Below are 17,369 nucleotides of genomic sequence, written 5' to 3'. Positions count from 1 at the left end.
CCGACTACGGCTCGACGACGACTTCCTGCGCCGCGGCCGTGGTGTCCGCGAGCAGCGGCGCGTCGAGCGGGACGTTCCGCTTCACCAGCGCCAGCGCGATCGGGCCGAGCTCGTGGTGCCGTACGGCGGTGGTGATGAACCCGATCTTCCGGCCGTCGGGGCCTTCGCCCGCCAGACGGAGTTCGGCGCCGTGCGGCGGAAGGTGCACCTCGCTGCCGTCGAGGTGCAGGAAGACCAGCCGGCGCGGTGGCTTGCCCAGGTTCTGCACCCGGGCCACGGTCTCCTGGCCCCGGTAGCAGCCCTTCTGCAGATGGACGGCGCTGCCGATCCAGCCCAGCTCGTGCGGGATGGTGCGGTGGTCGGTCTCGAAGCCGAGCCGCGGGCGGTGGTGTTCGACGCGCAGCGCCTCGTAGGCGAGCAGCCCGGCCGCCGGACCGCTCTTCCCCGCGTACGACTCCAGGTCCGCGCGCGGAAGGAGGAGATCACGCCCGTACGGCGTCTCGCGGACGACGGCTCCCTCGGGGACCTCGGCGATCGAACCGGCGGGCAGGTGCACGACCGCCAAGTCGCCCGTGCGGTCGGCGACTTCGACTCGGTAGAAGAACTTCATGGACTCCAGGTACGCGATCAGCGCGTCCTGGGTGCCGGGCTCGACGTGGGCCCAGGTCGTGGTGCCGTCGTCGACGAGGTACAGCGCGTGTTCGATGTGGCCGTGCGCGGAGAGGATCAGCGCCTCGGTGGCACGGCCCACCGGGAGGTCCGTGACGTGCTGGGTGAGCAGCAGGTGCAGCCAGCTCAGCCGGTCCTCGCCCGTGACGGCGACGACGCCGCGGTGCGAGAGGTCCACGAAGCCGGTGCCGTCGGCGAGGGCGCGCTGTTCGCGGAACAGGTCGCCGTAGTGGGCGGCGACGTCTTCGTCCACGCCCTCGGCGGGGACCGCGCCGGGCAGGGCCAGGAGGGGGCTCTTCATATCCACACAGCCTACGACCCGGCAGCCGCCGAATTTATTTCTTATTTCGGAACCCTGCTTCCCGGCCCTCCCGGCCCCTGCTTCTCGGCCCCTGCTTCTCGGCTCCTACTTCTTGGCCGCGCAGTCCTGGCAGCGGCCGAAGATCGCGAAGTGTTTCATGTCCGTCTCGAAGCCGAAGGTGTCGCGGAGCTTCGCGGTGAACTCCGCGGCGACCGAGATGTCGGCCTCGATGACGTTCGTGCAGTCCCGGCACACCAGGTGGATGTGGTGATGACGGTCGGCCAGGTGGTAGGTCGGCGCGCCGTGCCCGAGATGTGCGTGGCTGACCAGGTCCAGCTCCTCGAGCAGCTCCAGCGTTCTGTAGACCGTCGAGATGTTGACACCGGAAGCCGTTTTGCGCACTTCGACCAGGATGTCGTCCGGGGTCGCGTGCTCCAGCGTGTCCACGGCTTCGAGCACAAGCTGCCGCTGCGGAGTCAGCCGGTAACCGCGCTGCCGCAGATCGCTCTTCCAGTCGGTGCCTACCACGCGGCCCAGTCTAGGCTGCCAGGATCTCTCTGACGCGTGTCACGACGTTCTCCAGGCTGAAGGGCTTGGGGAGGAGGACCACCGGGACCTCGCGGCCGGCGTCGCGCAGGATGCGGGCGACGTCCGCGCCGTCGAAGTCGGGAAGGCGCACGTCGAGCACGACGAGGTCGGGGGTCTCGGCGTACGCGGTGTTCAGCGCGGCGACGCCGGTGCCGACCGCGGTGACGGCGAAGCCCGCCAGCCGGAAGGTCTCGGTGAGCAGCTCGCGGACGTCCTGCTCGTCGTCGACGACGAGCACGCGGGCGGGAGCAGGTACGGGTACGGAAGCCGGTACGGGTACGAGAGCAGGCTCGGCAGCAGGCGCAGGCGCAGGCGCAGGCACGGGTGGGTTCGCGGGCTCTTCGGGAAGGAAAGCGGGGCCGGTCACCCTCGTAGAGTTACCGGCCCCGCATCAGAGGAGCGTGAGCTTTCCCTGTACATCGCTTGAGAGTCGCCGCTGACGACGCGATCGGCGCCCGGTCTACTTGAAGAACGCGATCCCGTCGTCCGGCATGTCGTCCGGGAGGGCCTTGGCCCAGCGCTCGACGTCCTCCGGGGTGACGACCTTCTTCAGGTGCGCGGACATGTAGGGGCGCAGCTCGACCTCGGGGGTCTGCTTCTCGCCGACCCACATGAGGTCGCTCTTCACATAGCCGTACAGACGCTTGCCGCCGGTGTACGGACCGGAGGCGGCGGTTCGCGCCACCGCGTCCGTGACCAGGTCGATCTGGGGCTTCTTGTCGGCCAGGTCGCCGTACCAGATCTCGACGACACCGTCGTCGCGGGTCATGACGACCTCGACCTTGCGGTGGGCGTCGATGCGCCAGAAGCCCGACTCGGACTCCAGCGGCCGGACCTTGTTCCCGTCGGCGTCGAGCACCCAGGTGTGCGAGTGGTACTCGAGGAAGTCGCGCCCGTCGTGGCTGAAGGTGACCTCCTGCCCGAAGTTGCACTTTTCGGAGCCGGGGAAGTCGTGGACGCCCGCGCCGGCCCAGTTGCCGAGCAGGAAGGCAAGGGGGAGCAGGTCCTTGTGGAGGTCGGACGGGATCTCGATCATGAGCAGCTTTTCGTCGTCGACGTCAGAGGCGGGGTCAGCGCTGGCCCTGGTACAGCTTCTTCACGGTCAGCCCGGCGAAGGCCAGAACGCCGACGCAGACCAGAACCAGCAGGGCTTCGAAGAATGCCTCAAGCACGGGGTGCTCCTCGGGTGACGCGGTGGTGGGCGGTGACAGGCGGTACGAGAACCGGACCCCACTCTAGTCGTGCGGGGCCCGGCTCTCTCTGCGAGGTACGCCCTGGCGGCTCAGCCCAGCAGCTGGCTCTGCAGGGCCACCGTCTGCTGGAAGGGAATGGCCCGCGTGACGCCCTTGCGGGACTGCACGATCACGGCGAGGGTGTCCCCGGCCTCGAGGTACGCCTCGCGGACCTGCTCGGCACCGTACGGCTTGGTCTCGGCGTACGCCGAACGGTCGACGTCGTCGGTACCGGCACGGGCGGGGTAGTCCTCGTCCCTGGACATCCCCGCGGCGCCGCGCATCGCGTACTCCGGGCTGTTGTAGGAGGTCAGATCGGTGGTGCCGAGTTCGTCCACGACGGCCGCGGTGCCGAAGTGCAGCAGGTAGATCCGCGTGTGCGTGCCGTCCGGTGTACGCCAGCCGCCCGCGGCGATGTTCCGCAGCCCGTTGTCGGTCAGCAGCTGTCCGAGGGTCTCCCGGTCGTCCTTGGAGGCGTACTCCGCCAGGAAGGTCTTCGTCGCCAGCCAGCCGTCCTCGCCGCGCAGCGCCGCGTCGGCCTTGGCGCCCTTCGGCGCGGGCAGTACGAGTTCACGCAGGTCGGCGTAGTGGGTGCCGGCCTTGTTCGCGTCGTCGAAGGGGCGGGGGCTGCCCGCGGGCAGCGGCGGCAAGGTGATCTCCGGGTAGTCCCAGCGACCGTCCGACTCCGTCGCCAGACCCGGGACGTCGGTCCGCTCCAGCCGGGTGACGCCGTACGCGGCCGAGGTGCCGACCGCGGCGAACACCACGGTGGCGGCCGTCCAGCGCAGGACGGCGCGCAGGACGCGGCGGTCCTTCTTCACCGGCGGTCCGACGGGTGCGCCGGCCGGCGGTTCGGCAGGCGGACCGGCCAGCGGTTCGGCAGGCGGACCGGCCGGCGGTTCGACGGACGGTTCGGCCGCCGGATCGACGGACGGTTCGGCGGGCGGCTCCGTGAGGGGCTCGTCCGCCGGTCGGGGTGCGGGCAGCGGTGCGGCCTGTTCCTCGACGGACGTCGTCTGCTCGGTCATACCGCCTCCCCCGGTTCCGCGATGCGGTCGAGCTGCTCGCGCAGCAGCTTCGCGACACCCTTGGTGTTCAGTGGCTTGGCCCCGTACGCGGTGAGGCTGACCAGTACGTCGCCCTGATAGGCGGAGCAGACCATCGCGTCGAGCTTCTCCTTCTTGTCCTTGGGCGGCAGGAAGCACTTGGCGTTCTTGTGGCCCTCGATCTTCGGCCCCGTGCGGAAGATCTTGAGGGCGTCGAAGAACTCGTTCTGGAACGTGGACATGTTCCGGACCGCCGTCTTGTCCTCCATCTGGGCCAGCTCGATGCTCACCGTGAACTCGGCCTGCAGCGTGTAGGTGTCGGTGCCCAGGTAACTGCGCATCGCGATGCCCTTGGTGTGCTCCTTGTCGATGCGCTTCTCCAGCTGCCGCCGCTGGGAACGGGGCAGCTCGCGCAGCGACTCCTTGCGCAGGGCGGTGGCCTCGGGTCCGCTGAGCGAGGCGTCGTTGCCGAACTCGGCGATGTCGGGTCCCCGGGTCCAGCCGTCGGTGCCGTACGGCACGAGCACGGCGGCGAGTCCCGTGGGCCCCTTCGCCGTTCTGGCGTCGTGCGCGGTCTTGGGGAAGGTCCAGGTGGGCGCGCCGGGGTCCCGGTCGGCGTCCTGGACGGTCACCACGGTGTAGGCGCTGCCCGCGACGACGGCCCCGACGAGCAGGACGGCACCGGCGACGGCGGCGACACTGCCACGACGTACGCGCTTCCTGGCCGGAGCGGGCTCGGGCACGGTCGACCCGGGTTCGGCGGAGGTCTCCGGCGCCACCGGCTCAGGCGTGGCGGCGGGCTCGGCCGTGGCGGTGGGCTCGGGTGTGACGGTCGACCCGGGCGTGGCGGTGGGCTCGGGCGTGTCGGCCGCCGGGACGGCTCCCGCGTCCGACGGGTTCGCCGGTTGCTCGTTCACAGCCGCTCCATCTGCCGCTTGGCCAGGTCCATGATCGTCGCCTTCGGGATCGGCTTGCTGTCGTAGATCCAGATCTCCATGGCGATGTCGCCGCGCCAGGCCTGCGCTTCCGCCCCGTAGATCGGCACGTAGCCGGGATTCGTGTCCGGCTTGCTGTGGACGTACACCATGCCGTTCCCCGTGCCGGGAATGGCCCAGCTGCGCGTGCCACTCTCCTCGTCCGCCCAGTACTGGCCGTTGTCGGACGCTTCGCCGGCGGCGAGTTTCTCCTCCTGGCGGTACTGGAGGAGCCTGATTTCCACGGTGCCGGCGCTGCCCTGCTTCCAGCCCGTCACGGCCGCGCGCCGGAACTCGTCGGTGACCAGGTCCTTGAAGGCGCCGGCCGGCTTCGTGAACGACTCCGCGTACTCACCGACGTCCATCCAGCCGTCGCTGTCGATCCACTCGGCCTCCCGCGCGCCCTTCGGCCGCTTCAGCAGCAGCTTGCGCAGGTCTCCGTCGGTCTTCACCCGGTGGTCCTGCGCTGCCGACAGGGGCTCGGGCGCCGCTCCCCGCGCCTGGGCGACCACGGGCTGCGAGAGCGACGGCAGCCCGGTGGGCTCACGGTCGGCCTGGATCAGATAGCCGGCACAGGTACCGGCGACCAGCCCCAGCACGGCGGCCGTGGCGATCAGAAGGGTCGTGCGCCCACGCCGGCGCCGACGCGGGCCGGGTACGCCGGACTCGTCAGGCGCCTCAGGCGCGTCGGGCGCGTCGGGTACGTGCTCGGGCGTCTGCCCGGACGTCTGGTCGAGCGGCTGCGGCGCTGGGGGTCTCTCCCCTGCGTCGGCCGCCTCGGATGTTTCGGGTACTGCCTCGACTTCCAACTCGTCCCCCCACGGAACGCGAAGCACGGATTCCGTATCCGCGCGCACAGGAGACCCATGGGTAACCCACGGGGTTGTAGAGGCCTTGATCACGATTCGGACTCCGCCGACTACGATGCATCCATGGCGAAGAAGCTCCTGATCAAGGTGACGGCGGGGGCCGACGCCCCGGAGCGCTGCTCACAGGCGTTCACGGTGGCGGCGGTGGCCGTGGCCAGCGGCGTCGATGTCTCCCTCTGGCTGACCGGCGAGTCCGCGTGGTTCGCCCTGCCGGGCCGGGCCGCCGAGTTCGAGCTTCCGCACGCGGCTCCGCTGCCCGGTCTGATCGACTCGATCCTCGCGGCGGGCCGCATCACGCTGTGCACGCAGTGCGCGGCCCGCCGGGACATCACGGAGAAGGACGTGCTGGAGGGCGTGCGCATCGCGGGCGCCCAGGTCTTCGTCCAGGAGGCCATGGCGGACGAGACGCAGGCGCTCGTCTACTGAGCGGTCGCCGCCGGCCGGGCGGGTGCGGACGGGAGCTGTCCGACCGGCCCTACGGCCGCCGTTTCTTCCCGTCCAGCTCGTCCCACCACTCGTCGGACTTGGGGTCGCCCGACGGGTCGTCCCACCAGCGGTCCTCGGGACCGCGCCGGTTGGCCACCATCGCGGCGAGCGGCGGAATCACCATCGCCACCACACACATCCCCACGGCCGCGGGAATCGACCAGATCCGCACGACTCCCCAGGCCAGGACGAAGAGACCGATGCACGTCCCCATCATGGCGAAGTACACGTGCCGCCGTCGTGCGTACATACGTCCAGAGTAGGTCCACGGAAGCGGTCCGGCGCGGGACGTGCGGGCATGCCGAAGGGCCGCACCCCGAGCGTTCCACCCGGGGTGCGGCCCTTCAGCCGTTCAAGGTCCTGCGGGGTGCCTTCAGACGGCGATGGCGACCTCGGCGAGGCCGCCCGTCCGGGCGACGACCGTGCGGTCCGCGGTGCCGCCGGGGACCAGGGCGCGTACGGTCCAGGTGCCCTCGGCCGCGTAGAAGCGGAACTGGCCCGTCGCGGAGGTGGGGACCTCCGCGGTGAACTCGCCGGTCGAGTCCAGCAGACGCACGTAACCGGTGACGGGCTCGCCGTCACGGGTCACCTGGCCCTGGATGGTGGTCTCACCGGGCTTGATCGTCGAGGCGTCCGGGCCGCCGGCCTTCGCTCCACACATATTTCGATTCCGTCCTTCAGGCCTTGGGGGTTACTTGTTGGCGCCGAGCTCGATCGGGACGCCGACCAGGGAGCCGTACTCGGTCCAGGAACCGTCGTAGTTCTTGACGTTCTCGACGCCGAGCAGCTCGTGCAGCACGAACCAGGTGAGCGCGGAACGCTCACCGATGCGGCAGTACGCGATCGTGTCCTTGGCGAGGTCGACCTGCTCGTCGGCGTAGAGCTCCTTGAGCTCGTCGTCCGACTTGAAGGTGCCGTCGTCGTTGGCGTTCTTCGACCAGGGGATGTTGCGGGCGCTCGGGACGTGGCCCGGACGCTGCGACTGCTCCTGCGGAAGGTGCGCCGGGGCGAGCAGCTTGCCGCTGAACTCGTCGGGCGAACGGACGTCGACCAGGTTCTGCGAGCCGATCGCGGCGACCACGTCGTCACGGAAGGCGCGGATCGCCGTGTTCTGGGCCTTGGCCTTGTAGTCGGTCGCGGCGCGCTCGGGCACCTCGACGACCAGGTCGCGGGAGTCGAGCTCCCACTTCTTGCGGCCGCCGTCGAGGAGCTTCACGGCCTCGTGGCCGTAGAGCTTGAAGTACCAGTAGGCGTAGGAGGCGAACCAGTTGTTGTTGCCGCCGTAGAGGACGACCAGCGTGTCGTTGGCGATGCCCTTCGACGACAGGAGCTTCTCGAAGCCCTCCTGATCGATGAAGTCACGGCGGACCGGGTCCTGGAGGTCCTTGGTCCAGTCGATCCGGATCGCGTTCTTGATGTGGTTCTTCTCGTACGCGGACGTGTCCTCGTCGACCTCGACGATGGCCACGCTCGGGTCGTCCAGGTGGGCCTGGACCCAGTCGGCGTCTACCAGGACGTCGCTGCGGCTCATGCTCTTTCTCCTCCGGGGCAGTTGCGGCGGGGCGGTGCGTTAGAGAGAGGGTGCGCGGTCATGCCTGTCTCGGCTGCGCGGCGCGCACGGGGGTCCCTGGCGAAGAAGGGCCAGGGCGGGGCGGATGGGCGAATGCCCCCGCTCAGAAGGTGCGACAGAGCATGGCGGCGACGCGGCACAGGTCTACTGCCCGCCGCTTCGTGAGATCCGCCTGTCGCTTCATGCGTCCGATCGTAGGGACGGACAGCGGGACATGTCACCGGTGTGTCGCATCATGAGATGGGATCGTCCGGGATGTGGGATGAGATGACCATCGAAACCACTCGCGCCCGCACACCGGGCCCCGGCGCCCGGCATCGCGCCCGCCGCGCATCTGCCGTACGGACGGGCCCGTCTCGCCCTTCGGACAGCCTCGCCCCGACCGCCGCCCGCGACCGTCCTTCCGGCCGCCACCTCCGGCCGTCGCACCTGAACGCGCCCTGGCATGCGACCACCGGCCCCGTACCGCCCGGAACCGCGGCCCCGGCGGGGGCCGTCAACCGTCCTACCCGACCAGCTTGACGTCCGAACCCTTCACCGAGATGTCCACGCCGTTCGCGGCCGCCTCGACCTTGTCCAGCTTGATACCGCCCGGCAGCCCGTCGATCCGCTGCTCGAAGTCGGTGATCGCCCGGATCCGGCCCTCGACGAGATCCACGCCCAGCTTGGGCAGCCCGTCCGCGTGCACCTTGACCAGGTTGCCCCCGACCACCGCGACGGAGCTCAGCACGGAGACCGGCTCGGGCAGCTTCTTGCCGAACACGGTGGCCGTGAGCTCGACCTTGATCTTGCCGTTCCCGCCGTCGGAGAGCCCGACGACCTGCGCGGTGACGCCGGGGGCGACCTGCGTGGGCTGGGACTTGGCGGCCTTGAGCAGCTCGGCGTAGGAGACGGTCGCGGAGCCGGAGGCGCTGTTCGCGGTGGCGGAGCTGTAGTCGCCGTTGAAGCGGACGCCGTGCATCTCCGCGTTCAGGGTGTCGATGCGGATGGTGCCGGCGCCTCCCGCGGTGCCCTTGGCGCCCTCCGCCGACGCCTCGTAGTCCTTGATGCCGATCTTCACGTCGTCGAGTTCGCCGCCGGCCACCTGGGTGAGGAAGGGGAAGCCCTCGATGGACACGTCGGGGGTGCTGGTGAGGCCCTCGGTGCTCCTGATCCGGTCCGCCGCCTTGTTCTCCGCGAAGCCAACCGCCACGCGGTCCGCGATCACGAACAGCCCGCCGAGGATGACGGTGACGACCAGAATTATTCGCAGTGCGCGCATGCTCAGGGTTCCCCATCTGGACCGGGTCCGGGCGGCCGACATGGCCGTCCAGCGCGAACGTAACCCCGAAGGGCCCCGTGAAGGGGCCCCCCGAAGCGGTTGTCGATCACCTGTGACGAACGGCGGGATCCCCCGACGCCGGCAGGACCCGGACGCCGCTCCCTTGACGGGCGGTCGCCTGCCGCGGCACTAGCCGAGCGCGCGGCCCAGCAGATAGACCGCCGGAGCGGCCGCCGCCAGCGGGAGAGCCACACCGGCCGTGAAGTGCACGAAACGCGACGGGTAGTCGTAACTGGCGACCCGGTGGCCGATCAGCGCACAGACACCGGCGCCGAGGCCCAGGAAGGCGCCCTGGCCGCCCAGGTCCGTCATCCCGCCGACCACGAATCCCGCGCCGGTGGCGACCACCAGGGCCACCACCACGGAGGCGGCGGTGGGCAGCGGCAGCGCGCGGGCCAGGATCGCCACCGCGACCGCGGCGGCGCCCACCGTGACGGCGTCCGGCTCGGCCGCGAGGTGACCGGCCGCGATGATCGCCAGCGCCGCCGAGACGACGGTGGCCATCAGGCCGTACATCCGGGTGTCCGGGTCGGCGTGGCTGCGCAGTTGCAGGACGAGGGTGAGCAGGACCCACACGCCGAGGGTGCCGAGGATGGCGGCGGGCGCGTTCTCCCGGCCGGCGGCGAGCAGCACCACGTCGGCGGTCACCGCGCCCAGGAACGCCAGCGCGATGCCCTGCCGGGCGGGCCACATCCCGTTCAGCCGGAACCAGCCCGCCGCGGTCACGGCCTGCAGCAGCACCAGCGGGACGACGAGGGCGTACTCGCCGATCGCCGCCGTGCCCGAGAGGAGCAGCGCGAGCACCGCGGTGAGCCCGGCCGGCTGGATGCCGGGTTCGATGACGGGCGAGCGGCCCTCGGCGCGGGCGCGCTGGGCGTCGGTGACGCGGGCGTTGCCGGTGACGGTCGCGGGGCCGTAGCCGGGTGCGGCCCCGGCGCCCGGGGCGTTGCCGGCCGCGGGGGCGGGGGCGGACCCCGCCATGTGCGCGGGCGCCTCGGGGTGCTGCTGCGGCCGGGCGTGGTCCCAGCCCTGCGCGGCGGGTTCCTGGGGCAGCGGCCGGGCCGCGGCTCCGTACCCGTACGCCTGGGCGTGCGCGCCGCCCTGCGGGTGCCCGGTGCCCTGCGGCTCCGCGTACCCCTGGTGGGCCTGCTGGTGGCCCTGGGGGTCCTGTCGGCCGTCGGGGGTCCGGGGCGGCGCGTACGCCGGGTCGGCGGCGGGCGTCGTGGGCTGCACCTGGGTCTCCCAGGTCTGGCCCTCCCACTGCTGGGTGTGCTGCTGCCAGTCGGCCTGCTGCTGAGGCTGCTGATACAGGTCGTGCCCCTCGTGCGGGGGCTCGAACCGGGGCTCGTACGGCTGGTTGCTCATCGTCTCGCTCACCCTCCTGCGAACGGCGGGAGCACCTCGACCGTGCCGCCCTCGGCCAGCGGTACCGTCTCATGCCCGCGGGTACCCACGGGGTCACCGTCGATGAGGAACGAGCATCGCCGCAGGACGCGGACGAGTTCGCCGGGGTGTCGCTCACGGGCCCCGTCGAGTGCCTCGGCGAGCGTGCCCGCGTCGTACGGCTCCTCGGCGACACCTGCCGCGGCCTTGGCGGCGGCCCAGTAACGCACCGTGCCCTTTGCCATGTCGTTCCTCAATCGGTGGACCGGCGGATCCTGTGGACCGGCGGATCGGTGGGTACGTGCCATCAGTCGATACGTGCGTCAATGGATACGTGCGTCGGTGGACACCCGCATCGGTGAATCCTGTGAACACGGTCAGGCTAGCCCGCGGCCGAACCCGCCCACGCACCGATGCGGGCCAACAGCTCGTCGCGGGCCGCGTGCTCGGCGTGGCCCATCCCGTGCTCCACCCAGAGTTCGGCGTGGCCGCCGGAGGCCTCGGCGAGCATCCGCGGGTGGTCCAGGGGGAAGTAGCCGTCCTGGTCGCCGTGGACGATCAGCAGCGGGGTGGGCGCGATCAGCGGGACCGACTCGACCGGCGAGGCCGGTACCGGGTCCCAGTCGCGGGAGTGGATGCGGGTCCGCAGTCCGTAACGGCCGACCACCCGTCCCGCCGGCCGGGTGACCAGCCAGTGCAGGCGCCGCATGGGAGCCGTACCCCGGTAGTACCAGCGGGCCGGCGCGCTCACCGAAACCACCGCGTCCGTACGCGCCTCCGTGCGCCCCTCGTGCTCCCGGCCGGCTTCCCCGTGCATCGCCGCGTGCCGGAGCACCACCGACCCGCCCATCGAGAAACCGACGGTGGCCACGCGCGTGTGCCCCAGTTCGCGGGCCCATCCCACGGCGGCGTCGAGGTCGTGCACCTCACGGTCGCCGACGGTGGAGCGGCCGCCGGAACCGCCGTGACCTCGGAACGAGAACGTGACCACCGCCGCGTCCCGGCCGAGGACGTCGGCCACCCGTCGCACGTGCGGACGGTCGAGACCGCCCGTGAAACCGTGCGCCACGACGATCGCCAGGCTCCCGCCCACGTCATCGGAAGTCCCCCTCGCGGGGTCGTACGCCGCATCGATCGTCACCCCGTCGACGGTGCGCAGAAACCTCCGCAAAGGGGCGCGCGAGGCCGTCTCAAGGGATGGACGAAGGGAAGATCCCGTCACTTGACCTGCCGGACCTGAGCTCATGTGGGCTATTCTGCTGGGCAGAGGACTCGGGCAGCGAAGCCCCCGGGTCCTTTTGTGCTTTCTGAAGCGTTGTATACGAAACGGGAAACCGCCGGTGTACGAAGCCCACGAAGGCACGGCGACTCCCCGGGACGCGGGAGCCGCGCCGCAGGGGAACAAGCGAAGAAGCAAGGAAGCAGTGCCGCAAACTCCCCCACCGCCCCGAGGGCGTGGGAGGTACCCCCATACAGGGACCGAGGAGGAACCAGACGTTATGGGCGAGCGAACCGTGCACGAACGTAGGACGACCCGGGCAGGTGGGGCGCGATGAGTTCTCTGCTGCTCCTGACCAATGCCCTTCAGCCGTCGACGGAGGTGCTTCCCGCTCTCGGCCTGCTCCTGCACAACGTGCGAGTGGCCCCGGCGGAAGGACCCGCCCTCGTCGACACCCCCGGTGCCGACGTCATCCTGATCGACGGCCGGCGTGATCTCCCGCAGGTGCGCAGCCTGTGTCAGCTGCTGCGCTCGACGGGACCCGGCTGTCCCCTCGTCCTCGTCGTGACGGAGGGCGGTCTCGCGGCCGTCACCGCCGACTGGGGCATCGACGACGTTCTCCTCGACACCGCGGGTCCGGCCGAGGTCGAGGCCCGGCTGCGGCTCGCCATGGGCCGCCAGCAGATCGTCAACGACGACTCCCCCATGGAGATCCGCAACGGCGACCTCTCCGTGGACGAGGCGACGTACAGCGCCAAGCTCAAGGGCCGGGTCCTCGACCTGACCTTCAAGGAGTTCGAGCTCCTCAAGTACCTCGCGCAGCACCCGGGCCGGGTCTTCACCCGCGCACAGCTGCTCCAGGAGGTCTGGGGCTACGACTACTTCGGCGGCACGCGGACGGTCGACGTCCACGTACGCCGGCTGCGCGCCAAGCTCGGTCCCGAGCACGAGTCGCTGATCGGAACCGTCCGGAACGTCGGTTATCGATTCGTTACACCCGAGAAGGTGGAGCGGGCAGCGGACGAGGCGAAGGCCAAGGCCGCACAGCCAAAGGCGGCGGATGCGGACGAGACGGCGCACCTCGGCGCCGCGCGCGCGGTCGAGGCCAAGGCCGAGGTCCAGTAGGCCTCCGTACGCCCTGCCCAGAGGCGGGTCCATCCGCGTAGACTCCGCGCGTGGCCAAGGTGACGAGGGACGATGTGGCACGACTGGCGGGTACTTCGACCGCCGTCGTCAGCTATGTCATCAACAACGGACCGAGGCCGGTCGCCCCGGCCACGCGCGAGCGCGTTCTCGCCGCGATCAAGGAGCTGGGGTACCGGCCCGACCGGGTCGCCCAGGCCATGGCGTCGCGGCGGACCGAGCTCATAGGCCTGATCGTGCCGGACGCGCGCCAGCCCTTCTTCGGCGAGATGGCGCACGCGGTCGAGCAGGCCGCGGCCGAGCGCGGGAAAATGGTCCTGGTCGGCAACTCCGACTACATCGCCGAGCGCGAGGTCCACTACCTGCGCGCCTTCCTCGGCATGCGGGTCTCCGGCCTGATCCTCGTCAGCCACGCGCTCAATGACAACGCTGCCGCGGAGATCGAGGCCTGGGACGCCCGCGTCGTGCTGCTGCACGAACGCCCCGAGGCGATCGACGACGTGGCCGTGGTCACCGACGACATCGGCGGCGCCCAGCTCGCCACCCGCCACCTGCTCGAGCACGGTTACGACTACGTGGCCTGTCTCGGCGGCATCGCGGAGACGCCCGTCGTCGGCGACCCGGTCTCCGACCACGTCGAGGGCTGGCGGCGTGCCATGCAGGAGGCCGGGATCCCCACCGAGGGCCGTCTCTTCGAGGCGCCGTACAACCGCTACGACGCGTACCAGGTCGGCCTGCAGCTGCTCGCCGGGCCCCACCGGCCGCCCGCCATCTTCTGCTCCACCGACGACCAGGCGATCGGCGTGCTGCGCGCCGCCCGTGAGCTGCGCATCGACGTGCCGGGGGAGCTGGCCGTGGCCGGCTTCGACGACGTCAAGGAAGCCGCGCTGACGGACCCGCCGCTGACGACGATCGCCTCCGACCGGTCGGCGATGGCCCGCGCGGCGGTGGATCTCGTACTGGACGACGGGCTGCGGGTCGCGGGGTCGCGGCGCGAGCGGCTGAAGGTGTTCCCGTCCCGGCTGGTGGTGCGGCGGTCCTGCGGTTGCGTGTGAGACCGCCGGTCCGGCCCCCGGCCGCCGCGCGGTTCCCCGCCGCCCCCTGAAACGCACGTCGGCCCCGCGGATCGCGGGGCCGACGCGTTGTTTCCGGAGTGCCCCGGAGGGCACGAACCGCCTGGAACGGCGGGTGGTACCGACTAGAACAGCAGGTTGTACTGGTTGAAGCCGGAGCCCAGGCCGACCCGCGAGCCGAAGAGGCTGCTGGAGGCCTTGTTGGTGCCGGGGTAGAGCCAGAGCTTGCCGGCCGAGTCGCGGGTGATGACATCGGCGATGCCGTCGCCCGTGACGTCGCCGTTGGAGACGTACGAGGTGAAGTTCCAGCCCGTACGGGCCTGGATCCGCGCCGACCACGGGGTGTGCTCGACCTGCGTACCCCGGTAGAGGTACAGGACGCCGGAGCTGTTGCGGACCAGCAGGTCGGCACGGCCGTCGCCGGACAGGTCGCCGTGACCGAAGATCTTGACGTTCTTCCAGGCCTTGTCCACGACCTTGACGCGGCCGTAGAACTCGCCGTTGCCCTTGCCCGGGTAGAGGTAGACCGAGCCGTCGGCGTCCACCGCGACCAGGTCGGGGCGGGCGTCACCGGTCATGTCGCCGGGGATGGCGTACGACTTGTAGCCGCCCCACACCGAGGTGATCTGCATCCACTCGAACTCGTCCGAGCTGTGGTTCAGGTAGCTGCGGTACAGCTTGCCGTCGCCCTTGTCCCGGATGATCAGGTCCTGGAAGAAGTCCCGGTCCAGGTCGGCCTGCAGACCCCAGCTGGCGTTCTGCCAGCCGCTGCTCTGGAAGGCGCGGGTGGTGAGCGAGGTGCCCTTGCTGTCCTGCTCGAACAGGCCCCCGGACGGGGTGCGCTCCAGCAGGTCGGCCTTGCCGTCGAAGGTCAGGTCCGCGTCGTCGATGCGCGGCTGCGCGGCCCAGGTGTACGAGGACACCTTGGTGAAGACGGGGTAGGCGCCCTTCGCGGTGCAGCCGGCGACGCCCCACGAGACGATGCCGACGACCTTGCCGCCGACGATCACCGGACCGCCGGAGTCACCGTTGCAGGGGCTCTTGGTGCCCTCGTCGGTGCCGGTCGCCGGGGTGCCGGCGCAGAACATCGAGCCCTCGACGAAGTCGTCCTCGTGGAGGACCGAGTTCATCGCGCTGTTGCAGGTGGAATCGGCGACCACGGGCAGGGTCACCTTGCGCAGCGTGGCCGACAGGTCGGCACCGTCGGCGCCGGAGGTCAGGCCCCAGCCGTAGACGGTGGCGGAGCTGCCCGCCTTGTAGGAAGCGCTGTCGCCGGCGGCCACCAGCCGCTGCCACTGCTGCTCCAGCGGGCGGTCCAGGGTGAGGACGGCGATGTCGTTCTGGACGGTGTCGCTGTTGTAGTGCGGGTGGTTCCACTGGCGGTAGACGCCCGCGACCGTACCGGTCGTGTCGTCCAGCAGACCGGTGGCACCGGCCAGCACAGCGCCGTTCTTGACCCAGTTCAGGCCGGAGACGCAGTGGGCGGCCGTCAGGACCTTGTTCGGGGCGACGAGCGTGCCGCCGCAGAAGTAGCCGGTGTCGGCCGCGCTGTCGTAGTAGGAGAGCTGGACCATCCACGGCGCGGAGGAGATGGTCGTCTGGCTGCCGCCGATGATGAACGGCGTCTTCTTGGGGCTCGTCGCCGGGGTCGCCTGGTCCTTGACGGCCTCGGCGACCCGGTTGCGCAGCTCCTTGTCGGAGACGGTCGGCTTCGCGGGCTGTGCCTGGCCGACGTCCGGCAGCGACGGTCCGTCCGCCGCCTGGGCGGGCTGCGCCGCGAGGGCGCCGGCGCAGGTCAGCGCCAGCGCGAGGGCGGCCGTGGGCAACGCCGTGACAGGGCGTCTCCAGCGGTCGCGCAGAGCACGTATCACTCAGGGCTCCTGGTATGGGTGCGGGTGGGTCATGACGTGAGTGGCCCGAGAAGGGCGTACGACGCACCGGCCCGACCGACGACAGCGGGCGTCGGACATGGCCGACCAACCGCCTGCGTCGAATCAGGCACCACCGCGGAGCCCCCCTCCGGCGCGGTGATCGTAGGCCCCACCCGCCCCAGAACACATGTGCTATGCACCAGGCATTCAAGTATTCGTCGGTCGCATTCCGTGAGATCACCCCGGCGCAACCTGTTGTTTCCCCGACCCGAGCGGGCGCGGGCGCCTTTATATCGGGCATACGAGGTTCTGTCGGGCTTCTCAGCGGGGACTCAGGGAGCTCTCATGATCGCGCGGGAGTCTCATGTCATGACCGAGAGCTTCCGCCGCAGCGGCGAGTACCCCCAGGGCGACGACCACCAGTCCCCGTACCCCCAGCAGCAGCCTGCCTCCGCTCCCTCCCCCGTGAACCCCGAGTGGCCGGCGCCGCCGGCGTACGCGCCGGCCCCGCCGGTCGCCGTCGAACCGGGCACCACCGTGTGGCCGGGCTCCGGTCAGGTCGGCGGCGGCGCAGCCGGCGGTCATGGCGGTGGTCACGGCGGCGGTCACGGCGGTGGCTACGGCGGCGGAGGCGCTGCCCACCCGGGACACCCCGAGCCGCCGGCCGGCTCCACCGCGGTGCTGTCCGCGGCCCCCGTGCCGCCCGGGACCGCGCGGAAGAAGCCCGCGAGGGGCCCGCTGGCCCTGATCGCCGCGGTCGCGATCGTCGCCGCCGCCATCGGAGGTGGCACCGCGTACGGCATCCAGGAGCTGACCGGCAAGGACACCGCGTCCAGCAGCACCAGCACCACCGTGGTGCCCACCGCCAAGAGGGGCACCGTCGCCGGGGTCGCCCAGGCGGTCAGCCCCAGCATCGTCGAGGTCAGCGCGACCTCGAACGCCGGCTCGTCCACCGGTTCGGGCGTGATCATCACGTCCGGCGGCGAGATCGTCACCAACAACCACGTCGTCTCGGGCGCCTCCGCGATCAAGGTGCGGCTGAGCGACGGAAAGTCCTACACCGCGAAGGTCGTCGGTACCGACAGCAAGAAGGACCTCGCGCTCCTCGAGGTGGCGGACGCGCCCTCCGGTCTGAAGGTCGCCACGCTCGGCAACTCCGACGGCGTCCAGGTCGGCGACGACGTCGTCGCGATCGGCTCCCCCGAGGGGCTGACCGGCACCGTCACCAGCGGCATCGTCTCGGCCCTGGACCGGGACGTGACCGTCTCCACCGACGAGAGCCAGGGCCAGCAGCAACAGCAGGGCGGCGACAGCGGTCAGTGGCCGTTCTCGTTCGGCGGCCGCCAGTTCAACGGCGACACCGGCTCCTCGACCACCACGTACAAGGCGATCCAGACCGACGCGTCCCTGAACCCCGGCAACTCAGGCGGTGCGCTGATCGACATGAACGGCAACATCGTCGGCATCAACTCCGCGATGTACTCGGCGGCTTCGGACTCCTCGTCCAGCTCGTCGGGAGCGGGCAGCGTGGGCCTCGGCTTCGCCATCCCGATCAACACCGTCAAGGCCGACCTGGCGAACCTGCGGGCCGGCGGCTCCGACAGCTGACACCACCGAGACGGCT

20 protein-coding genes are annotated in these 17,369 nt (G+C 70.8%); 4 read left to right on the top strand and 16 right to left on the bottom strand.

From position 1 onward, the window contains the following. Window positions 1-4 precede the first annotated feature (4 nt). The 7 genes from OG199_RS22965 to OG199_RS22935 form a co-directional block, all read right to left on the bottom strand. Window positions 5-970 (bottom strand): YgfZ/GcvT domain-containing protein, encoded by a 966-nt coding sequence (locus tag OG199_RS22965; protein ID WP_405831031.1) that lies wholly within the window; start codon window positions 968-970, stop codon window positions 5-7. A 105-nt stretch (window positions 971-1,075) separates the two neighbouring features. Beyond that, complete coding sequence (locus OG199_RS22960; RefSeq protein WP_266700051.1) at window positions 1,076-1,498, bottom strand: Fur family transcriptional regulator; 423 nt, start codon at window positions 1,496-1,498, stop codon at window positions 1,076-1,078. Between the two features lie 10 nt (window positions 1,499-1,508). Next, on the bottom strand, window positions 1,509-1,796 hold the full coding sequence (locus tag OG199_RS22955; protein WP_356799913.1) for a response regulator: 288 nt from the start codon (window positions 1,794-1,796) through the stop codon (window positions 1,509-1,511). Window positions 1,797-2,018: 222 nt separating this feature from the next. Further along, window positions 2,019-2,594 carry an FABP family protein gene (locus tag OG199_RS22950; RefSeq protein WP_356799915.1) on the bottom strand — a complete coding sequence of 192 codons (576 nt, stop codon included), beginning with the start codon at window positions 2,592-2,594 and terminating at the stop codon, window positions 2,019-2,021. Between the two features lie 246 nt (window positions 2,595-2,840). Next, entirely contained in the window at window positions 2,841-3,818 is a 978-nt protein-coding gene (locus OG199_RS22945) for a hypothetical protein (protein ID WP_405831026.1), read from the bottom strand. Further along, complete coding sequence (locus OG199_RS22940; protein ID WP_405831025.1) at window positions 3,815-4,753, bottom strand: hypothetical protein; 939 nt, start codon at window positions 4,751-4,753, stop codon at window positions 3,815-3,817. Before OG199_RS22940 ends, OG199_RS22945 begins: the two co-directional genes overlap by 4 nt. Next, the gene (locus OG199_RS22935) at window positions 4,750-5,646 is read right to left on the bottom strand and encodes a hypothetical protein (RefSeq protein ID WP_405831024.1); all 897 of its coding nucleotides are present in this window, start codon (window positions 5,644-5,646) and stop codon (window positions 4,750-4,752) included. The genes OG199_RS22940 and OG199_RS22935 overlap by 4 nt, the downstream gene beginning before the upstream one ends. A gap of 96 nt (window positions 5,647-5,742) precedes the next feature. On the opposite strand from OG199_RS22935, the gene OG199_RS22930 reads away from it, so the two are divergent. After that, complete coding sequence (locus OG199_RS22930) at window positions 5,743-6,105, top strand: DsrE family protein (protein ID WP_266700056.1); 363 nt, start codon at window positions 5,743-5,745, stop codon at window positions 6,103-6,105. Window positions 6,106-6,154: 49 nt separating this feature from the next. On the opposite strand, the gene OG199_RS22925 is transcribed toward OG199_RS22930, so the two are convergent. From OG199_RS22925 to OG199_RS22890, 8 genes are all read right to left on the bottom strand, one after another. Beyond that, the gene (locus OG199_RS22925) at window positions 6,155-6,415 is read right to left on the bottom strand and encodes a DUF3099 domain-containing protein (RefSeq protein ID WP_153289844.1); all 261 of its coding nucleotides are present in this window, start codon (window positions 6,413-6,415) and stop codon (window positions 6,155-6,157) included. Window positions 6,416-6,538: 123 nt separating this feature from the next. Continuing rightward, the gene (locus tag OG199_RS22920; protein ID WP_018527919.1) at window positions 6,539-6,826 is read right to left on the bottom strand and encodes a DUF1416 domain-containing protein; all 288 of its coding nucleotides are present in this window, start codon (window positions 6,824-6,826) and stop codon (window positions 6,539-6,541) included. Window positions 6,827-6,856: 30 nt separating this feature from the next. Beyond that, window positions 6,857-7,696 (bottom strand): sulfurtransferase, encoded by an 840-nt coding sequence (locus OG199_RS22915; protein WP_356799922.1) that lies wholly within the window; start codon window positions 7,694-7,696, stop codon window positions 6,857-6,859. A 142-nt stretch (window positions 7,697-7,838) separates the two neighbouring features. Continuing rightward, complete coding sequence (locus tag OG199_RS22910; protein WP_350310325.1) at window positions 7,839-7,919, bottom strand: putative leader peptide; 81 nt, start codon at window positions 7,917-7,919, stop codon at window positions 7,839-7,841. 321 nt (window positions 7,920-8,240) lie between these two features. Continuing rightward, window positions 8,241-8,996: a DUF2993 domain-containing protein gene (locus tag OG199_RS22905; protein WP_356799924.1), complete on the bottom strand. Its 756-nt coding sequence runs from the start codon at window positions 8,994-8,996 to the stop codon at window positions 8,241-8,243. 189 nt (window positions 8,997-9,185) lie between these two features. Then, on the bottom strand, window positions 9,186-10,421 hold the full coding sequence (locus tag OG199_RS22900) for a hypothetical protein (protein WP_405831021.1): 1,236 nt from the start codon (window positions 10,419-10,421) through the stop codon (window positions 9,186-9,188). 8 nt (window positions 10,422-10,429) lie between these two features. Next, window positions 10,430-10,684 carry a MoaD/ThiS family protein gene (locus OG199_RS22895; protein WP_168528809.1) on the bottom strand — a complete coding sequence of 85 codons (255 nt, stop codon included), beginning with the start codon at window positions 10,682-10,684 and terminating at the stop codon, window positions 10,430-10,432. A 137-nt stretch (window positions 10,685-10,821) separates the two neighbouring features. Continuing rightward, complete coding sequence (locus OG199_RS22890; RefSeq protein ID WP_356799928.1) at window positions 10,822-11,685, bottom strand: alpha/beta fold hydrolase; 864 nt, start codon at window positions 11,683-11,685, stop codon at window positions 10,822-10,824. 306 nt (window positions 11,686-11,991) lie between these two features. Here OG199_RS22890 and OG199_RS22885 point away from each other — a divergent pair, with 306 nt between their 5' ends. Both OG199_RS22885 and OG199_RS22880 read left to right on the top strand, forming a co-directional pair. Then, window positions 11,992-12,783, top strand: coding sequence for a winged-helix domain-containing protein (locus OG199_RS22885; RefSeq protein WP_401800169.1), 792 nt, complete (start codon window positions 11,992-11,994; stop codon window positions 12,781-12,783). A 50-nt stretch (window positions 12,784-12,833) separates the two neighbouring features. Further along, window positions 12,834-13,856 (top strand): LacI family DNA-binding transcriptional regulator, encoded by a 1,023-nt coding sequence (locus tag OG199_RS22880; protein WP_356799932.1) that lies wholly within the window; start codon window positions 12,834-12,836, stop codon window positions 13,854-13,856. A 143-nt stretch (window positions 13,857-13,999) separates the two neighbouring features. On the opposite strand, the gene OG199_RS22875 is transcribed toward OG199_RS22880, so the two are convergent. Continuing rightward, on the bottom strand, window positions 14,000-15,745 hold the full coding sequence (locus OG199_RS22875) for a trypsin-like serine protease (protein WP_356799934.1): 1,746 nt from the start codon (window positions 15,743-15,745) through the stop codon (window positions 14,000-14,002). Between the two features lie 369 nt (window positions 15,746-16,114). On the opposite strand from OG199_RS22875, the gene OG199_RS22870 reads away from it, so the two are divergent. Then, a complete protein-coding gene (locus OG199_RS22870; protein WP_356799936.1) occupies window positions 16,115-17,353 on the top strand; it encodes a trypsin-like peptidase domain-containing protein in 1,239 nt (412 codons plus the stop codon). Window positions 17,354-17,369 lie beyond the last annotated feature (16 nt).

The sequence above is a fragment of the Streptomyces sp. NBC_01176 genome (assembly GCF_045039825.1).
Taxonomy (GTDB): Bacteria; Actinomycetota; Actinomycetes; order Streptomycetales; family Streptomycetaceae; genus Streptomyces.
The sequence above is the reverse complement of the archived record's forward strand: the minus strand, read 5'-3'. Positions and strand labels throughout refer to the sequence as shown.

What these genes read in the sequence shown, in the direction of transcription:
- OG199_RS22905 (WP_356799924.1), bottom strand. Translation starts at nt 8,996, where the DNA reads ATGCGCGCACTGCGAATAATTCTGGTCGTCACCGTCATCCTCGGCGGG.
- OG199_RS22925 (WP_153289844.1), bottom strand. Translation starts at nt 6,415, where the DNA reads ATGTACGCACGACGGCGGCACGTGTACTTCGCCATGATGGGGACGTGC.
- OG199_RS22965 (WP_405831031.1), bottom strand. Translation starts at nt 970, where the DNA reads ATGAAGAGCCCCCTCCTGGCCCTGCCCGGCGCGGTCCCCGCCGAGGGC.
- OG199_RS22870 (WP_356799936.1), top strand. Translation starts at nt 16,115, where the DNA reads ATGACCGAGAGCTTCCGCCGCAGCGGCGAGTACCCCCAGGGCGACGAC.
- OG199_RS22890 (WP_356799928.1), bottom strand. Translation starts at nt 11,685, where the DNA reads ATGAGCTCAGGTCCGGCAGGTCAAGTGACGGGATCTTCCCTTCGTCCA.
- OG199_RS22930 (WP_266700056.1), top strand. Translation starts at nt 5,743, where the DNA reads ATGGCGAAGAAGCTCCTGATCAAGGTGACGGCGGGGGCCGACGCCCCG.
- OG199_RS22885 (WP_401800169.1), top strand. Translation starts at nt 11,992, where the DNA reads ATGAGTTCTCTGCTGCTCCTGACCAATGCCCTTCAGCCGTCGACGGAG.
- OG199_RS22950 (WP_356799915.1), bottom strand. Translation starts at nt 2,594, where the DNA reads ATGATCGAGATCCCGTCCGACCTCCACAAGGACCTGCTCCCCCTTGCC.
- OG199_RS22910 (WP_350310325.1), bottom strand. Translation starts at nt 7,919, where the DNA reads ATGAAGCGACAGGCGGATCTCACGAAGCGGCGGGCAGTAGACCTGTGC.
- OG199_RS22900 (WP_405831021.1), bottom strand. Translation starts at nt 10,421, where the DNA reads ATGAGCAACCAGCCGTACGAGCCCCGGTTCGAGCCCCCGCACGAGGGG.
- OG199_RS22915 (WP_356799922.1), bottom strand. Translation starts at nt 7,696, where the DNA reads ATGAGCCGCAGCGACGTCCTGGTAGACGCCGACTGGGTCCAGGCCCAC.
- OG199_RS22920 (WP_018527919.1), bottom strand. Translation starts at nt 6,826, where the DNA reads ATGTGTGGAGCGAAGGCCGGCGGCCCGGACGCCTCGACGATCAAGCCC.
- OG199_RS22895 (WP_168528809.1), bottom strand. Translation starts at nt 10,684, where the DNA reads ATGGCAAAGGGCACGGTGCGTTACTGGGCCGCCGCCAAGGCCGCGGCA.
- OG199_RS22945 (WP_405831026.1), bottom strand. Translation starts at nt 3,818, where the DNA reads ATGACCGAGCAGACGACGTCCGTCGAGGAACAGGCCGCACCGCTGCCC.